Below are 16,024 nucleotides of genomic sequence, written 5' to 3' on the forward strand. Positions count from 1 at the left end.
GAAACGATGGGTACCGACCAGAGCGAAATGAATTCGCGGGGGCGGGGAGAGGGGAAAACGCCTATGGGCAAGCGGAGTTGAGGCGTGAAATATAGCGCAGTCAAATGAGATTTGGCATATCCGGTGCGGACATCTCCTCGGGGCGTACGCCGTACCTCCCCGTACCCGGAAGACAGCGGGCGGAAGAAAACCACTTTGTCGCCCATAGGGCACGGGGAGGCGAGGCAGCCACGGCATTTCCCGTCCCGTCTTCGGGTGCCGCCTTCGGGTCACATCTTCGTGGCGCCCGCCGCGAGGTCGCGCGGGAAGTGCCGGGCGCCGACGAGGAACACCACGATCAGCGGGATCACGCTCATCAGGGCGCCTGCCATCACCACCGGGCAGTCGGTGTCGCAGGTCACGTTGAGGTTGGCCAGGGCGACCAGGGGTCAGATGCAGTCGTTCCAGAGCTGGATGAACGTGAACATGCCGAGGAAGGCGTCCAGGAGTTCGTCGGGCCGTGAGTTCTGGGCATACTGACGCATCCAGAATATTCCGAACGCGTTGGCCGCCCCGGGTATCACGAGGACCTTGAGCGAACCGGCCCAGCCGAAGTCGGCCATGGTGACGAACTGGGGCACGAGCGAGAGCCGGCCGGGAATCATGTACGTCGCCAACAGGATGCCGAACAGCGGCTTCCGTGCCGGGAACTCGTACTTGGCGAAGGCGAACGCGGCAAGGGAGTCGAAGAACAGCACCAGTACCGTGCCCGCCACCGAGACGACGACAGTGTTGAACGGCGAACCGAAGAAATCGATCCGGTGGCTCACCTGCCGCATGTTCTCCCGGAGATGGGCCCCTGGCACCAGCCGGGGCGGGAACCGGAGGATCGCCTGGGTGGTGATCGACGCCATCACCACGAGCCAGCAGAAGGGGAACAGCGACACCGGTACACCGGGCGGCGGCAACACCCGCACGGCGACACGGGAGCGCCTGCTGCCGGAACCGATGGCGATCCAGCACCGACGGCGGTCGTCCGGTCCGCGGCCATTGCGGGTTCCCTTGCGCTGGGCGATACGGGGACGGTCGGCGCGCCCGGAGCCGGACACCGGCCGCCAGTTGATGATCGCGAACAGCGCGATGATCGCGAACAGGGGCCTGCCGATCGCGCCGGGGCTACGCCGAGGCCCGCACGACCAGTGGGGGAATCACCCATGCGTCGGCGCCGGTCAACGACGCCTGTCCCGCGCTGAGTCGGGCGGCCTGCTCGACGGCGAGCCGGCCCAGGTGCCGCTTGTCGATGTGCGGGGTGCTGAGCGCCGGCTCCACCAACTCGCCCAGGGACAGCCCGTCGAAGCCCAGCACGGCCAGGTCGTCGGGCACCCGCGGCCCACGCCTCCGGGCCGCGCGTCGAGCAGTTGACCCATGGCCGCCTCACCGCCCGCCACGCTGTGCTCGGGACTGGGTGCGACCCAGCTCCCGTCGACGGGGAGTTGGTGCTGCCGTACGGCGGCCGGAAAGGCCTCTCTGCACGGCCCGGGGGCGTCGATCCGATCGCCGTCGAGCATGCCGATCCGGCGGTGCCCCGCACGCAGCAGATGGGCCATGCCCTGCGCGACACCGGCGGCGGCGTCGATGCCGAGGAAGGGAGCCTGGCCGTCGACCGGTCGTCCGGTTCCGTTCAACGGAACCGGACGCGACAGGTGCGGTTCCGGGGATCACTCTTTCGTCCTGTGGTCCGACAGTTGGGGGTACAGATGCGTGCAGGGGCGGCCGATCAGCGGCCCGGCCAGGTTCGGTTCTCCGTATTGGGTCCGCTGTCCGTCACCGGCGGAGGCGAGGACGAAGGGCCCCTTCCGCTCGGGCCGCTCAAGCAGCGCATGCTTCTCGCCATGCTGTTGTGCCGTCCCAACACCCTTGTCTCCGTGGATGTGTTGACGGACGCCCTGTGGGACGGCGGACCGCCCAGGACGGCACGGAAGAACGTCCAGGTGTACGTCTGGGCGCTGCGGCGGCTCCTCGCCGACAGCGGCGCGGGCGGACGGCTGGTCCGTGGGGTGGGCGGCTATCTGCTGTCGGTGGGCGAGGAGGAACTGGACTCGCTACGGTTCCGGAGCCTCGCCGCCGCCGGACGCGGGGCGGCGGACGATGGTGAACTCGCCGGTGCCGCCCGGCTGTTGAACCGGGCGCTGCACCTGTGGAGCGGACCCGCGCTGCCGGAACTCCGATGTTCGAGGTCCTTGTCCGACGAGGCGGACCACCTCGACAAGCAGTACCTCCAGGTCTACGAGGACTGGGCGGAGGCCGAGTTGTGGCTGGGCAACGCGCGGGCGGTCGTCGGCACGATCGCCGATCTGACGGTGCTGCATCCGCACCGCGAGCGGCTGCGGGCCGCCCACATGAACACGCTGTTCCAACTGGGGCGCCAGACCGAGGCGTTCGCCGTCTACGACGAGTACCGGCAGCTCCTGGCCGGGGAGTTCGGCCTGGGCCCCAGCCCGGTCCTCGAAGCCCTGTACCGCTCCATGCTGACCGGCGGCACGGACCTGGTCAGCCGACCGGGGCGGGCGGCGAGGTCGACGCCCGTCGGCCCGTGAGCATACGCAGGGTCCGGCCGCGTTCCGTTCCGGTGAGGTCGATGGGGACGAGCATGATCTCGTCGGCGTCCAGCGTGCCCGCCACATGGTCGATGGCCTTGACCACCGTGTCCCGGGCGCCGTGCACCACCTGCTGGTCCTCCAGGAACCTGTGGGCGAGGAACTCGTCCCGGGCCGGCGGCACGGCCTCGTCCGGGGCGGTGCCCCTGCGTTGCCGCACGGTCCGACGGGCGGCGTGCAGGGCCAGCCGCTCGGCCTCGTCGTCGCTCTCCGCGCACAGCACGTTGAGCGAGGCGATGACGTAGGGCCGGGCATCGTGCGGGCCGGGGACGAACGCCTCCCGGTAGCGTTCCACCGCCGCCGGGCGGCACTTGGAACGGCCCAGGTGATGGCCGTAGACGAACGGCAGTGAGCGTTCGGCGGCGGTGCGGGCCGAACTCTCGCCGGCTCCCAGGACGTAGAGCCCGGGCGGTGCGGGGACCCTGGGGGACAGGAACAGGGTCGAGTCGGCCGGTTGGTTCTCCGTCAACGGGTGGAGGAAGCCGGTCAGTTCGTCGATCAGGGCGGGGAATTCGGTCGTCGCCCTGTCGTCGCGTCGGAGTGCCGCCTTCAGCAATGCGCCGTAGGTCCCGGTGCCCGCCGTGCTCGATGAGCGGCCCAGGCCCAGGTCGATCCGGCCGGGGTGCAGGGCGCCCAGTGTGGCGAACTGTTCGGCCACGACGTAGGGGGCGTGGTTGGGGAGCATCACCCCGCCCGAGCCGACCCGGATGTGCCGGGTGACGGCCGCTATGTGGGCGATCAGGACCGGCGGCGCGCTGCTGACGAGGTCGGGCGAGCCGTGGTGCTCGGCGACCCAGAAGCGGTGGAACCCGCACTCCTCGCTGACCCGGGCGACGTCGGCGATCTCCTGGACGACCTGCGCGGCCGGCAACTGGCCGTCCGTCGCGCCGATTTCCAGCACGGAGAGGAGGACGGAGGGACTGGCGCCGTCGGCGCCGGGAGGGGACTGGGGCATGCTCACGAGGAACTCCTGTCCTGGGCTGGGGTGATGGGCTGCGTGGGCGCGGGCAGGGCGAGGGGGACACCGGCCAGCAGGGCCAGTGCCACCGCGAGGACCCCGGCGGTCGAGGGCAGCGACAGCCGGGCCAGCAGCAGTCCGGCGGCCAACGGCCCCAAGGGCTGGAGGAGTTGGGCGAGCAGGCTGCTGGTGGTGGTGACCCGGCCGTAGATCTCCTCCGGTACGGCGACGGCCATGATCGTGGCGAACGTCGCCGCGGTCACCGGGGTGAGCAGGCACAGCGCGCAGAAGCCGGCGACGAACGCGACGGTGCCGCCGCCCGCCCAGGCGAGGGCCAGCAGGGCGGCCCCGAGTGCCGGCGCAGCCGAGAGGGTCGCCTTCAGGGGGATGTGCCGCTGGAAGAGGGGGGTGAGCAGAGAGCCGGCCAGGCCGACAACCGCCGCCGCGCTCATGGCCGTTCCCACCATGACCGCTCCGTGGGGCTCCCTGCCCACGCCGAGGATCAGCGCGAACGCCAGGGCGGAGAACGCCACGTTGATGCCGGCGAAGTACGCGGCGGAGCAGCGCATGAACGGGTCCCTGATCAAGTACCGCCAGCCCGCGGTGAATTCGGTCCGGAAGCGCTCGCGTTGGGGGCGTGTGCTCGTGTGTGTTCCAGTGGTGCGCCGTGACCGGACCGCCGCCGCCACGCACAGCGCCGAGGCGCCGAAGGTCAGCGCGTCCACCGTGAACGGCACAGAGGGTGAGAGCGACAGCAGCAGCCCTGCCGCCGCCGGTGCGGCGATGTCGGCGCCGTAGGCCCGCGCCTGGTTCAACGACAGGGCAGCGCCCAGCTGTTGGGGCGGGACGATCCGTCGGATCACCTTGTTCTGGGCCGGGCGGAACACCTCAAGGGCCGCGTCCGACACGATCACGGTCGCCAGGGCGAGCGCGATCGGCACGGGGCGCAGCAGCACGTACAGCGCCACCGCCCCTACGGCGACCATCCGGAGCAGGTCGCAGAGCAGCATCAGCGTGCGCTGGTCGTAGCGGTCGCTGAGGTAGCCGGCCGGGAGCCGGGTCACCAGGGCGACGACCAGGGAGGCCGTGCCGATGGTCGCGGCGACCGTGGCGGAGTAGCCCGCCGCCAGCAGCACGAGGGGCATGACGATGAACGTCATCGACGAACCGAAGTCCGACAGCGCCTGGCCGATCCACAGGAGCCGGAACTCCCGATTGCGGCTCAGCCGGGGCGTGTTGACCGCGTTCAGGGGCACGGTGGCGGTCATGCGTCGGTCCGGGACGGCGAAAGAAGGTCGTCCAGAAGGAAGTTGGTGTTGGTGCGCGCACCGGGGCTCGTTCTGCGGAACCGGTCCAGGAAGAGCGCGACACCGGCCGAACCGGTGGCCAGGTCGCAGCTCTCCCGCACCGTTTGCTCACCCGGGAACACCACGCCCTCCGGCCGTCGCACCGCGCTGCACAGCACCGCCTCGGCCGCGCGCTCCGCGTCGCCCAGCAACTCCGGGTCGCCCAGGAACTCGTACGCGTCCAGCAGCGCGTTGCCGAGGCCGCTGACCCCGTGGAACAGCTGCGGGAACGTCGTGTACTTGCGCCGTACGTCCGGCAGCAGCTCCTCGATGTGCTTGCCGAGGGTCTCGTCCCCGGTCACGTGGTGGTAGCGCAGCAGCGTGGTCAGGATGCCCGCGGTTCCCTCGTCCCAGTAGTGGCGCAGTACGGCGATCGGCTCGTCCGGGTCCGCTACGGCGGGGAAGGACAGCAGGCCGCTGGGCGCGTACGTGCCGCAGGACAGGTCGAACTCCAGCCCCGCGCGCCCCAGTTCCAGCACGGCGGGGTCGCCGGTCGCCGCGTGCAGGCCCAGCAGGAACATGGCGACACCGGACGCGCCCTCGCCGTAGCCGACGGGGACGTGCTTGCCGGAACCGGGCCAGTGCGCCCGGCCGCTCTCGTGCCGCGCGGTCCGTGCGAAGTGCTCGCCGATCTCGCGGGCACGGTCGAGGAACTCGGGGAGACCGGTGTCGCGCCACAGCCGCAGACAGGCCATGCCGTGGCCGGCGGCGCCGGTCAGCACGCCCGGCTCGGCGTACAGCAGGGGGTGTCCGGCGGCGTCGCGCAGGACGCGGGCGGCGATGTCGCGGTGGCCGAGCGCCGACAGGACCCAGGCGACGCCCGCGGAGCCGTAGTACAGGCCGGGCGGCAGGGACTTGTGACCGGTCGGCTTGCGCAGGGCCCAGGACAGGAGGGTGTCGGGCACCGTGTCACCCGTGGCGTGCAGCGCGTAGAGACAGCCGTAGGCGCCGTGCGCGACGGAGAGCGGGTTGGTCTCGAAGACCAGCACGTCCGCCGGGAAGAGCCGGTCCTCGCGCTGGAGGTCGGCGGTGTCGCGCAGGTACTTCGCCACGCCGTCGAGCGTGGCCGCGATCCGCCGGTGCAGGTCGGCGCCGGATTCCGGGTCGGGGCTCACGCGGTGTGCCAGTGGCGGGAGTTGGCGCCACGCGGTGGTGAACGGCAGGTCGGTCAGGCGTCGGCGCAGGGCCGCCGGGTCGGGCAGCGGCGCGTCCTCGTCGTAGAGATCCTTGATCAGGGCGACCAGTTCGGCGGGCAGTGCGAGATCGGCGGCCACCGCGTCGAGGAGGCGCAGGGGTACGGCGTGGTCGACCAGGTCGTTCTGCTGGCAGGTCAGGACGCAGCACAGCATGATGCCGCCGAGCGCGTAGTAGTCGGAGCGCCGGTCGCCGCGGCCGGCGGCCATCGCCCGCCGGGTGACCGCCCCCGGGGTGCCCAGGCCCGCGCCGCCCCCGCGGTCCTCGTGGAAGGCGGACTCCAGGTCGATGACGCGGATGCGGTCGTCCGCGGTGACCATGATGTTCGTCGGCGACAGGTCGCCCAGGACGATGCCGCGTTCGTGGCAGGCCGCGATGGCGTCCGCGACCTGGAGCCACAGCAGCCGGAACCGGTCGTAGTAGTCGGTCAGCCGGGCCGGGGTCAGGTCCAGGCCGTACAGCGGGTTGTGGGTGACGCTCAGATGGCCGAGGTGACCGCCGTCGATGTGGTCCTCGGCGATGAACGCGTGCTCCCACTGCTCGAAGAACGCGACGGGGCGTACGAACAGGCCGGTGTCGGCCAGCTCCGTCAGCAACTCGTACTCGTGGCGCAGCAGTTGCACCGCGTCGATGCCCTCGGGGCCCACCTCGACACCGGGCCGGGCCTCGCGCAGGACGACGTCCGCGCCCGTCTCGGTGTCCACGCCCCGGTAGATGCCGCCGCGGTTGCTGAACGCCAGCGCGCTCTCGACCTTGAACCGGCCGTGCAGCAGGCCCTGACCGCTGCCCGAGGTGCTGCTCGTGGCCGTGCCCGTGGGCTCGGGTTTGGGTGCCACGGGCTCCGCGTCGGCGTACGGGTCCTGTGCCCAACTCGGCGCGTACCAGAAGGGGGTGCGCAGATCCGGGACCAGCGAGCCGTCCGGGGTCCGGATCATCAGGTCCCGCAGGCCCAGCGGTTCGAGTTCGAAGCGGCTGATGAACCCGCCGTAGCGGTAGGACACCACCCTCGACCCCGGACAGCGCCGGTCGGACAGGACGTACGGTCCGTCCAACTCCCCCAGCGCTTCGGTGAGTTCGGCGGCGAGGGCGAGGAACCGCGCGTCGTCCTCGGGGTAGACCGTGATGAACTTCCCGCTCGAAGCACGCGGGAACGACTTCCCGTTGGCCTCCCGCACCGCCATGGGATCCATCAGGAACTTGAAGCGCACCCCCGCGTCGCGCAGCACCGGCAACGACCGCCGCAGTGTCTCGGCACTGGTGCGCGAGGTCGCCGAGACGTGCAGCTTCCAGCCCTGGCCGACCACGGGCGCGTCCGGGGGTTCGGCGATGACCCAGTAGCCGCGCCGCCAGGTGCGCCAGGTGTCGGGCACGACCGCCTGGTAAGCACGCAGGTGCTCGCCGCTCGGCGCGCGTCGGGTGAAGTCCTCGAACCACCGCGGATCGTGGTTCATGTACGACAGCACGTTCTCCCATGGCAATTGCATGTCCGACCGCCCCTTTCGGCCTTGTGTGGTCAACCCGGTGGGCGGTCCCGGACGGGGCCACCGCGCTGTGGCCGATGCCGTCCGGGACCGCCGAGTTCAGGTCCGGTCAGCAGCTGGTGATGCCGCAGGAGCTGCAGCTGAAGACGATGGAGCTGGTGGGGGTCTCGATCTCCATGCCCTGCAGCGACAGGACGAACTCGGCGTCGACGGACTCGATGTCCTTGGCCATGACGGTCTCCTTCTTCAGTCGATGCCGGCGGGATACGCCGACATCTCCCAGGCTGGAGAGAGCCGCTTCGGAAACGGCATGGCGATGGTTCGGATCCGGTATGTCAGTAGCCGTGCCCGGCCTTCTTCACCTTGCGGGACACCGTGAACCGGTCGACCTCGGCGCCGGTCGCGGCCAGCGCCCGCACGGTGAGGGTCGTCGTACGGCCGGGGGTGGCCGGTTCGACGTCGACGCGGATGAACGAGTAGCCGGTGTAGCGGACCCGGGACCAGTCGACGTTCTCGGTGACCTGGCCGTCCTTGCCCGTCCAGTACGTCGGCACCGAGTCGATCGTGGCCTCGTGGCCCTCGTAACTGTCGGCGACGGGGAAGCTGTACACGCTCTCGCCGCCCGCGCCCGCCGTCACGTAGACGACACCGCCGCGGGTCGGCTCGTGGGTGCCGCCGATGGGCAGGGTGCGGACGGCCTTGTCCTGGACGACCGGGTCGGTGCGCTCGTAGACGTGGTTGTGGCCGTTGACCACCAGGTCCACCTGGTGCTTCTCGTACAGCGGCACCCACTGCTCGCGCACCCCGCCCTCGGAGGCGTGCGAGCTGGTGGTCGAGAAGGCGCAGTGGTGGTGGAAGACGACGATGAAGTCGACGTCCGTACGGGCCCGGAGTTCGGTGAGCCGCTTGTCGAGCCAGGCGGTCTGCTTGCCGCCGGTGTAGCCCTTGTTGGCGGGGATCTCGTACGACACGTCGTTCGCGTCGACCGAGACCACGCCCACGTTGCCGTGGACGAAGGAGTAGACGCCGGGGGCTGACGTGGCGTCAAAACCGTTGCCCGGCAGGGTGAATCGGGCCTCGTTGCCGCCGTAGCCGTTGGGGGAGTACCAGGACTCCATGTCGTGGTTGCCGAACGCCACCATCCACGGCACCCGGCTCGACAGCGGCTCGATCTGCGCGAGGAACGAATCCCACTGGCGGGCGTCGTAGTTGCTCGCGTCGGCGGGCAGCCCGTGCCCGGTCTCCTCCGCGTAGCAGATGTCGCCCGCGTGCAGATGGAACGCCGGATTCTGCGCCTGGACAAGGGCGTTGAGGCCGATCGAGGTGTAACTCGGGTTCTGGTCACCGAAGGCGGTGAACGTGAACGGCCGGGTGCTGTGCGTCCGGGGCGCGGTCCTGAAGGAGTAGACGGTGTGCGCGGCACCCGCGTCGGCCGGGTCGAAGCCGTCGTGGCCGACGCCGTAGTAGTACGTGGTGTCGGGGCTCAGGTTGTCCAGCGCGGCGTGCACGTAGTACTGGTCGATGTCCGCGCTCTTGCCGATCCCGGTCGGCGTGAACAGGTCGCGCACCTCCGCCGGTATGCGGTGGCTCAGGTCGAGGGGGCTGCGGCCGATCCGGAGGAAGGGTTTCCTGACCGGGAGCGGCACCTGCCACGACACCCGCATCTGCGTCCGCGGATCGGCGCCGTAGGCGATGTGCCGCCCGAACGGCGCGACCAGCGAACCGTGCACAGCGGCGGTGGCGGAACCCGGCACCAGCGTGGGCGTCGCCGCCGCCGCGGCACCGGCGGTGCCGCCCGCGAGGGCGACCCCGGTCGCGGCTACCGCGCCACCGCGCAGCAGACCGCGGCGGGAGAAGGCGCGGCGGAGGTATTCGTGTTGCTCGGGCATGCTCAGGGTGTCGGCGAGCCGGTCGGGAAGGCCCATGCGAGGAGTGTTCATGGGCGCGACGCTGGCAGTGCCGGTTGAACGACCGATTGCGGCCTGCCCATGGGATGGCCATATCCCGCCCATTGCCTGGCTCGTTTCCTATGTCTCGGATGTCCCCGGGGGCCGCGTGAAGTGGCGGGCACCGGTCAGGACGAGCACCGCGAGCGCGGCCGGTGCCGCGTACGCGAGCCGGAACTCGCCGGTGGAGCCGAGGAGTCCGCTGACAGCGCCGCCGGTGACGACGCCCGTGTAGTTGAAGAGGTTCAGCCGGGCCAGCACCGTCTCCGAGGCGGCGGGCCGCAACCGCGCTGCGGAGGCCAGACACAGCGGGGCCAGCACCGATGCCCCCAGTCCCACAACTCCCGCCGCGAGTACGGCGACCGGCCAGCTCGGCGCCGTGGCCATGCCCGCCAGGCCACCCGCCACCACCAGGGCGGCCGCCCGGACGACGGCGACGGTACCGACCCGCTGCACCAGCCGGTCCACGGTCGCCCGCCCGACGACCGTGCCCGCCTGGTACGCCGCGTACGCCAGCGGTGCCACCGTGAGCGACGCGTCGAGGGTCTGCCGCAGATACACCGACGACCACGCGGACACGGTCGAGTCCACGACGTAGACGATGAGAAGGACCAGCCCGAAGGGGAGGAGCCGCAGCCACAGACCGCGCTCCAACGGCGGCTGCGCGGACGGCACTTGGGAGGAGGGAAGGGCGTGCGTGCGCATGCAGACGGCGACGGCCAACAGCACGCCCGCCTGCACGGCGAGGCCCTCGCCCACCGGCCGGTCCAGCCGGGCGGCCCCCGCGGTGAGCAGCGCCGCGAGCACGCCACCCACGCTCCACGCCGTGTAGAAGGACCCGAAGACGCTACGGCCGTAGGCGCGTTCGATCGCGGCGGCCCGGGTGTTGATCCCGACGTCGAGGGTGCCGGCCGCGAGGCCGAAGAGGACGTACGCGCAGATGACCGTCTGCGGGCCGGGCGCCCAGCCGACCAGCGTGAGCGCGATGGCGGCGGTGAGCAGCGCTCCGCGCATCGTGGCGACGGGTCCGGCGACGCGGACCGCGGCCAGCCCCAGGAAGCTGCCGACTCCCGCCGTCAGGGCCACGCCGACCAGCGTGGCGGTGGTCAGGAGCGGCGACAGCCTCAGGTGTTCGGTGACGGCGGGGACGGTCGTGTACACGGCGGCGACGGACAGGCCCTGCGCGGCGAACGCGAGGGTCGTCGCCCTTCGGGCACCGGCGCGGTCGGCGGGGCGCCCGACACGGGCCCGGCCCGGAGTACTGACTGACATGCACAGACCGTAGTCAGCGGTGGCGGGGCGAACGCAGGACGCCGGGGGCCGTTGAGGGGACTTCGGCGGCCAGTCCGTGCGACCGCTGCCGTCCGGATGCTTACGGTGGTCGCCCACGAGGAGGTGAGTGCGATGTTCCCTGCCCCCGCCGCGGCGGACCCGCCCGGGACCAGCCGCAGCACATCGGCGACGATCCAGCCGAACATCCTGCGCTATCTCGTCGTCGTCGCCGACGCCCGCGGCCTCGACCTACGGCCCCTGCTGAGCGAGGTCGGCCTGGACGAGACCCTCATGCGCTCCGCCGCACTGCGGGTGTCGTACCGCCAGGGCAGCGCGGTGATCCGGCGCGCGGTGGAACTCACCGGCGACGAGCGGCTGGGCCTGCGGGTCGGCGCGGCCCAACACCTCACCGCCTGGGGCCTGCTGGGCTTCGCACTGCTGGCCGACGACACACTCCGGCACGCCATCGAGACCGGCGTGAAGTACCAGAACCTGTCCGGCGCGATGACCGTGTGGTCCACCCTCGTGGACGAGGACGGCGCCTTCGTCCTGCGCGCCGACCTCCCCGACCCCGCCGTCGACCCGAGTGTGGCGACCTTCCTGATCGAGGAGGGGTTCGCCTCCGTGATCACCCTCTCCCGACTCGCCGTCGGCCCGGACTTCACCCCGCGCGTGGTCGAGTTCTCCTCGCCACCACCCCGTCAACGCGAGCTGTACGGCGACCTGTTCGGCTGCCCGGTCCGGTTCCGCGCCCCGGCCGACCGCATCGTCATCGACCCCGCGTGGGCCCGCGCCCGGATGCCCGGCCGGGACCCGGTGACCTACGCCTCGACCCTGGAGACCCTCGACGCCCAGCTCGCCTCCCGCACCGACCAACAGGACCTCCTCGAAGTCCTGGAGGTGTCCGTCGCGCAGAGCCTCCCGGTGATCCCGTCCTTCGGCGAGCAAGCGCGACGGCACGCGACGAGCGAACGGACCCTGCGCCGCAGACTCGCCGACTGCGGCACGACGTACGAGGCACTGGCCGAGGGAGTACGCCGGGAGCGCGTCGAACAACTGCTGCTCCGCCCGGAGTTGACACTCCGTGAGATCGCCCGCCGCGCGGGATTCTCCGACGAACGAGCCCTGCGCCGCGCGGTACGCCGCTGGCACGGCACCTCACCGGTCCAGCTGCGGGAGCAGTTGCTCCGGGCGGCGGCGCACCGCGAGTGACCGGTCAACGGGCGTGGATCCAGGGCGGGTTCGTCCGTCGATCGGGTCAACGGGTGCGGATCCAGACCGTCTTCTCCCGCGTCCACTGGTCGAAGGCGTTCGTCGACTTCTCCGCGCCGCCGAACCCGGACTGCTTCCAGCCGCCGAACGGGGTGGTGATGTCGCCCTCGCTGTACGCGTTCACCGAGACCACGCCCGCCTCGATGCCCCGGGCCAGCCGCAGCGCGGTGTCGAGGTCGCGGGTCCAGACCGAGGCGGCGAGCCCGTACTCGGTGGCGTTGGCCATCCGCACCGCCTCGTCCTCCGAGGCGAAAGCCTCGACCGTGACCACGGGACCGAACAACTCCCTTGTGAGTACGGCGCTTTCGGCGGGCGCGCGAGTGATCACGGTGGGCGGGTAGTAGGCGCCGCGCGCGGGCAGCCCGTGGGGGAGCCCCGCGGTGTGGATCTGGGCGCCGCCCGCCCGAGCGGCATCGACGGCACCGGCGACCCGGTCGAAGGCGGCGCGATTGATGAGCGGTCCCTGCTGGGTGCGCGGGTCGGCCGGATCGCCGATAACGAGATCCCGCGCGGCGGCCGTGAACCGCTCCACGACCTCCTCGGCGATGCTGTGGTGCACCAACACCCGTGAACCGGCGGTGCAGTTCTGCCCCATCGTCAGGAACGCGGCCTCGATCATGTCGCCGATGAGCGCGTCGCCGTAGGAGAGCGCGTCAGCCATCAGGATCTGGGGGCTCTTGCCGCCCATCTCCAGGGAGACGCGCTTGAAGTTGCTGTCGGCGGCGGCCTTGAGGATGCGGCGGCCGGTGGCGGTGGAGCCGGTGAAGGAGAGGGCCTGGACCAGGGGGTCGCGGGCGAGGGCCGCGCCGGCCTCGTCGCCGTAGCCGGGGAGGACCGTGAGCACACCGTCCGGTAGGCCGGCCTCGGTGGCGAGGGCGGCCAGGTGCAGGGCCGATCGCGGGGTCGCCTCGGCGGGTTTGAGCAGGAGGCAGTTGCCCGCGGCGAGGGCGGGGCCGATCTTCCAACTGGCCATCGCCAGGGGGTAGTTCCAGGGGAGGATCGCCGCGCCTACCCCGACCGGCTCCCGGGTGATGAGGCCCAGGCCGTCGGGTCCGCTCGGTGCGATCCGGCCGAAGACCTTGTCCGCCGCCTCGGCGAACCAGCGGATCGACTCGATCGCGCCCGGCACATCCCCCGTACGGCACTCCGTGATCGGCTTGCCCGCGTCCTCGCTGTCCAGCCGGGCGAGGATCTCGGCGTCGCGTTGCATGAGGTCGGCCAGGCGGAGCAGCACGGCGGCACGTTCACGGACGGGCCGGCGTGACCAAGTCCCCGTGTCGTAAGCGAGTTGGGCCTGTTCGGCGGCCTTGGTGACGTCGTCGGCGCTCGCCGCCGGGAGGGTGGTGATCGGTTCGCCGGTGGCGGGATTGACGATGGTCAGCGTCTCGTTCGTGGTCATGCTTCCTCCACCAACTCCCAGCGCCCGTCGGTCTGTCGGGCCAGTCCGCGGCGGCGGAGCTCCTCCAGATAGCGGGCCATCCCTCGGTCGCCGCGCTTGCGGAACAGGGGGAAGATCCGGGGCAGGAGGTTCGGCACGAGCATCGCGCACCGCACGAGACGGGACTCGCCGGAGCGGGGGTAGGCCTCCAGGCGAGGCCTGTCCAGGAGGCTCACGACAGCCGTGACGACGTTCGCTGGCTGCTGCGGCTGGTCCTGGAACTGCATGGAGTTGCCGCCGTCCACGGCCTCCTGGCGCAGCATGCGGGTGTCGGTCGCCGAGGGCAGCACCGATCCGGCCAGGATGCCCTTGCTCCGCAGGTCGAGGCCGATGGCGAGCATCGCGCCGCGCAGCCCGAACTTGGACGCCGTGTAGATCGGGGTCTCGCCCAGCGGGAAGATCCCGCCGAGAGAGACCGTGGTGACCACGCGGGCGTCCCGGGAGGCCTTCAGCAGGGGGATCGCGATCCGGGTGGCGACCAGCGGGGAGGTCAGGTTGAGGGTGATCTCCCGCTCGATGCTCTCGACGCTGCGGACGTCGAAGCGCTCCGTGCTGGTCATCCCCACGTTGTTCACCAGCACGTCGAGGCGGCCGTAGTCATCGGCGATCCGCTCGAACAGCTGCTCCACGGCGGTGCGTTGGAGCAGATCGCACCCGATGCCGGTGTGTCCGGCGCCGGGCAGCTCGGCGGCCACCTTCTCCGCGCGGACCTCGTCGATGTCCACGACGACACAGCGTGCGCCGGCCGCGGCGAAGCGGTGGCACAGCGCGCTGCCGATGCCGCCCGCGCCGCCGGTGACCAGCATGACCTTGTCGGTGAAGTCGAACCTCCTGCTCATGCCGTCGCCTCCACGCGTTGCGCGGCGGACCGCACCGGCGGAGCCTGGCCCTCGGTGCGCCAGCCCATCTGGCGGGCGACCTTGCCGAGGTACTTCACGAACGCCCCGCTGTCGACGTAGCCGGTGTGACGCGGCGAGGCGACGAACTTCAGCCCGCCGGACAGATCGGGTCGATCGGCGCGGATCATCTGGGTGAACCGCTCGGCGTTGGGCAGACCGTGACGCGCGTCGTTCAGGTACCCGGCGATCAACTGCGCCTGGCTGTCGAAGAGTTGGTAAGCGCCGGAGTTGGTCTCCACGAACCCGATCCCGAACAGCCCCCGGTGCTCCCGCGAGAACGACGACAGATACAGGTCGGGATGCTGCTCGTCGCCGAAGTACCGCTGGGCGACCGGGACTTTGTGGACGTAGCCCGTCGCCAACAGGATGAGATCGAAGTCGTCGCTGGTGCCGTCCGTGAAGTGCACGGTGCTGCCCTCGGCGCGGGCCATGCCGGGCCTGGCGGTGATGTCGCCGTGCTGGAGGTGGTGGATCAGCATCGAGTTGATGGCCGGGTGGGTCTCGAAGAGCTTGTGGTCCGGCTTCTGCAGGCCCAGGCGGGTCGGGTCGCCGTTGACGATCCGCAGGAGTCCGCCGAAGACGCGCTGCGCCAGCCACATCGGCAGATGCGGACCGCTGTTGGCGATGGTGTCCACCGGGTGCCCGAACAGGTGCTTCGGGATGAACCAGTACCCGCGCCGCATGCTGATCACCGCGTGGCCCGCCGTCCGGGCCGCGTCGCACGCGATGTCGCAGCCGGAGTTCCCCGCACCCACGACCAGCACCCGCTTGCCCCGCAGCTCCTCCGCACTGCGATAGCCGGCGGTGTGCCGGACCTCGCCGCTGAACTGCCCAGGAATCTCAGGGATGTTGGGGTGCCACTGCGAACCCGTGCACACCACGACCTGCCCGTGCAGGCTCTCCTGCCCGTCGGCCCGGACGACCGTCCAGGTGCCGTCCGCGTTCTTCTCGACGCTCTCCACCCCGACGCCGAACTCGATCCGGTCCGTCAGCCCGTAGGCGTCGGCGAAGGACCGCAGGTACGACAGGATCTGCCGGTGCGGCGGATAGTCCGCGAAGTGGTCCGGCATCGGGAAACCGCCGAAGCCCGACAGGGTCCGGCTGGAGATGAAGTGGGCCGACTCGTACATCGGGCCGCCCGGGTTCTCGATGTCCCAGATACCGCCGAGCCCGGAGTGCCGCTCCAGATGCGTGTACGGCAGGTCCCGCTCGGCCAGGGCCCGGGCGACGGCCAGCCCGGCGGGCCCCGCTCCGATCACACACGTGTCCAACTGGCTGTCTTCCTTCACGAGCCTGCCTCCTCGGTCGTCCCGTTCTGCGGTGGTGGAGGAAACGTATGCACTCGCTGAGCTGCGGGAACTGACCCGCGCGGCCAGGGACCGGACCACAGCGGCCGAGGCGCGGTCACGGGCGTCGAACCATGCGAAAGCCGATTCGCCCTTGCTGCCGGCGTGGCCGTCGACGCCTCCGCGGTCCGCATGATGCTCGTACCGGCGGAGCGTGGGGAACACGAGCCCGCAGTTGCGGCTGGGTTGGGTGGGAACTCCGGGGAGTGATGGAACGTTACGCAAATACCGGGCCT

At 71.1% G+C, this 16,024-nt stretch carries 13 protein-coding genes and 1 pseudogene; 2 read left to right on the forward strand and 12 right to left on the reverse strand.

Going from position 1 to position 16,024, the window contains the following annotated elements; genetic code table 11:
• Nucleotides 1-269: 269 nt before the first annotated feature.
• From OG407_RS43920 to OG407_RS43930, 3 genes and pseudogenes are all read right to left on the reverse strand, one after another.
• Complete coding sequence (locus OG407_RS43920) at nucleotides 270-401, reverse strand: hypothetical protein (RefSeq protein ID WP_405866221.1); 132 nt, start codon at nucleotides 399-401, stop codon at nucleotides 270-272.
• 27 nt (nucleotides 402-428) lie between these two features.
• A complete protein-coding gene (locus OG407_RS43925) occupies nucleotides 429-1,088 on the reverse strand; it encodes a carbohydrate ABC transporter permease (RefSeq protein WP_405866223.1) in 660 nt (219 codons plus the stop codon).
• Nucleotides 1,089-1,155: 67 nt separating this feature from the next.
• Nucleotides 1,156-1,622: pseudogene (locus tag OG407_RS43930) on the reverse strand (substrate-binding domain-containing protein); the annotation flags it as partial.
• Between the two features lie 114 nt (nucleotides 1,623-1,736).
• Here OG407_RS43930 and OG407_RS43935 point away from each other — a divergent pair.
• Nucleotides 1,737-2,576 carry a BTAD domain-containing putative transcriptional regulator gene (locus tag OG407_RS43935; RefSeq protein WP_405866225.1) on the forward strand — a complete coding sequence of 280 codons (840 nt, stop codon included), beginning with the start codon at nucleotides 1,737-1,739 and terminating at the stop codon, nucleotides 2,574-2,576.
• Here OG407_RS43935 and OG407_RS43940 read toward each other — a convergent pair.
• The 6 genes from OG407_RS43940 to OG407_RS43965 form a co-directional block, all read right to left on the reverse strand.
• On the reverse strand, nucleotides 2,530-3,591 hold the full coding sequence (locus OG407_RS43940; RefSeq protein WP_405868910.1) for an MsnO8 family LLM class oxidoreductase: 1,062 nt from the start codon (nucleotides 3,589-3,591) through the stop codon (nucleotides 2,530-2,532). The genes OG407_RS43935 and OG407_RS43940 overlap by 47 nt on opposite strands.
• Nucleotides 3,592-3,593: 2 nt before the next feature.
• Nucleotides 3,594-4,862, reverse strand: coding sequence for an MFS transporter (locus OG407_RS43945; protein ID WP_405866227.1), 1,269 nt, complete (start codon nucleotides 4,860-4,862; stop codon nucleotides 3,594-3,596).
• On the reverse strand, nucleotides 4,859-7,618 hold the full coding sequence (lanKC, locus tag OG407_RS43950; protein WP_405866229.1) for a class III lanthionine synthetase LanKC: 2,760 nt from the start codon (nucleotides 7,616-7,618) through the stop codon (nucleotides 4,859-4,861). The genes OG407_RS43945 and lanKC overlap by 4 nt, the downstream gene beginning before the upstream one ends.
• Before the next feature lie 106 nt (nucleotides 7,619-7,724).
• The gene (locus OG407_RS43955) at nucleotides 7,725-7,847 is read right to left on the reverse strand and encodes a hypothetical protein (protein ID WP_365299204.1); all 123 of its coding nucleotides are present in this window, start codon (nucleotides 7,845-7,847) and stop codon (nucleotides 7,725-7,727) included.
• A 103-nt stretch (nucleotides 7,848-7,950) separates the two neighbouring features.
• On the reverse strand, nucleotides 7,951-9,555 hold the full coding sequence (locus tag OG407_RS43960) for a purple acid phosphatase family protein (RefSeq protein WP_405866232.1): 1,605 nt from the start codon (nucleotides 9,553-9,555) through the stop codon (nucleotides 7,951-7,953).
• Nucleotides 9,556-9,642: 87 nt separating this feature from the next.
• A complete protein-coding gene (locus OG407_RS43965; protein WP_405866234.1) occupies nucleotides 9,643-10,833 on the reverse strand; it encodes an MFS transporter in 1,191 nt (396 codons plus the stop codon).
• A 132-nt stretch (nucleotides 10,834-10,965) separates the two neighbouring features.
• Here OG407_RS43965 and OG407_RS43970 point away from each other — a divergent pair, with 132 nt between their 5' ends.
• Nucleotides 10,966-12,045, forward strand: a complete 1,080-nt coding sequence (locus tag OG407_RS43970; RefSeq protein WP_405866236.1) for an AraC family transcriptional regulator — start codon at nucleotides 10,966-10,968, stop codon at nucleotides 12,043-12,045.
• Between the two features lie 46 nt (nucleotides 12,046-12,091).
• Here the strand turns inward: OG407_RS43970 and OG407_RS43975 are convergent, their stop codons facing one another.
• From OG407_RS43975 to OG407_RS43985, 3 genes are read right to left on the reverse strand one after another with little or no spacing between them, the layout of a single operon-like run.
• Entirely contained in the window at nucleotides 12,092-13,504 is a 1,413-nt protein-coding gene (locus tag OG407_RS43975) for an aldehyde dehydrogenase family protein (RefSeq protein WP_405866238.1), read from the reverse strand.
• Entirely contained in the window at nucleotides 13,501-14,382 is an 882-nt protein-coding gene (locus OG407_RS43980) for an SDR family NAD(P)-dependent oxidoreductase (RefSeq protein WP_405866240.1), read from the reverse strand. Before OG407_RS43980 ends, OG407_RS43975 begins: the two co-directional genes overlap by 4 nt.
• Complete coding sequence (locus tag OG407_RS43985; protein WP_405868912.1) at nucleotides 14,379-15,701, reverse strand: flavin-containing monooxygenase; 1,323 nt, start codon at nucleotides 15,699-15,701, stop codon at nucleotides 14,379-14,381. Before OG407_RS43985 ends, OG407_RS43980 begins: the two co-directional genes overlap by 4 nt.
• Nucleotides 15,702-16,024: the final 323 nt, after the last annotated feature.

Origin of the sequence: Streptomyces sp. NBC_01515 (genome assembly GCF_045040345.1) — a bacterium.
In the GTDB taxonomy this organism is placed as follows: domain Bacteria; phylum Actinomycetota; class Actinomycetes; order Streptomycetales; family Streptomycetaceae; genus Streptomyces.

Coding starts and splice junctions, on each gene's coding strand:
- lanKC (WP_405866229.1), bottom strand. CDS start 7,618: ATGCAATTGCCATGGGAGAACGTGCTGTCGTACATGAACCACGATCCG.
- OG407_RS43945 (WP_405866227.1), bottom strand. CDS start 4,862: ATGACCGCCACCGTGCCCCTGAACGCGGTCAACACGCCCCGGCTGAGC.
- OG407_RS43955 (WP_365299204.1), bottom strand. CDS start 7,847: ATGGCCAAGGACATCGAGTCCGTCGACGCCGAGTTCGTCCTGTCGCTG.
- OG407_RS43940 (WP_405868910.1), bottom strand. CDS start 3,591: ATGCCCCAGTCCCCTCCCGGCGCCGACGGCGCCAGTCCCTCCGTCCTC.
- OG407_RS43935 (WP_405866225.1), top strand. CDS start 1,737: ATGCGTGCAGGGGCGGCCGATCAGCGGCCCGGCCAGGTTCGGTTCTCC.
- OG407_RS43965 (WP_405866234.1), bottom strand. CDS start 10,833: ATGTCAGTCAGTACTCCGGGCCGGGCCCGTGTCGGGCGCCCCGCCGAC.
- OG407_RS43960 (WP_405866232.1), bottom strand. CDS start 9,555: ATGAACACTCCTCGCATGGGCCTTCCCGACCGGCTCGCCGACACCCTG.
- OG407_RS43970 (WP_405866236.1), top strand. CDS start 10,966: ATGTTCCCTGCCCCCGCCGCGGCGGACCCGCCCGGGACCAGCCGCAGC.
- OG407_RS43980 (WP_405866240.1), bottom strand. CDS start 14,382: ATGAGCAGGAGGTTCGACTTCACCGACAAGGTCATGCTGGTCACCGGC.
- OG407_RS43975 (WP_405866238.1), bottom strand. CDS start 13,504: ATGACCACGAACGAGACGCTGACCATCGTCAATCCCGCCACCGGCGAA.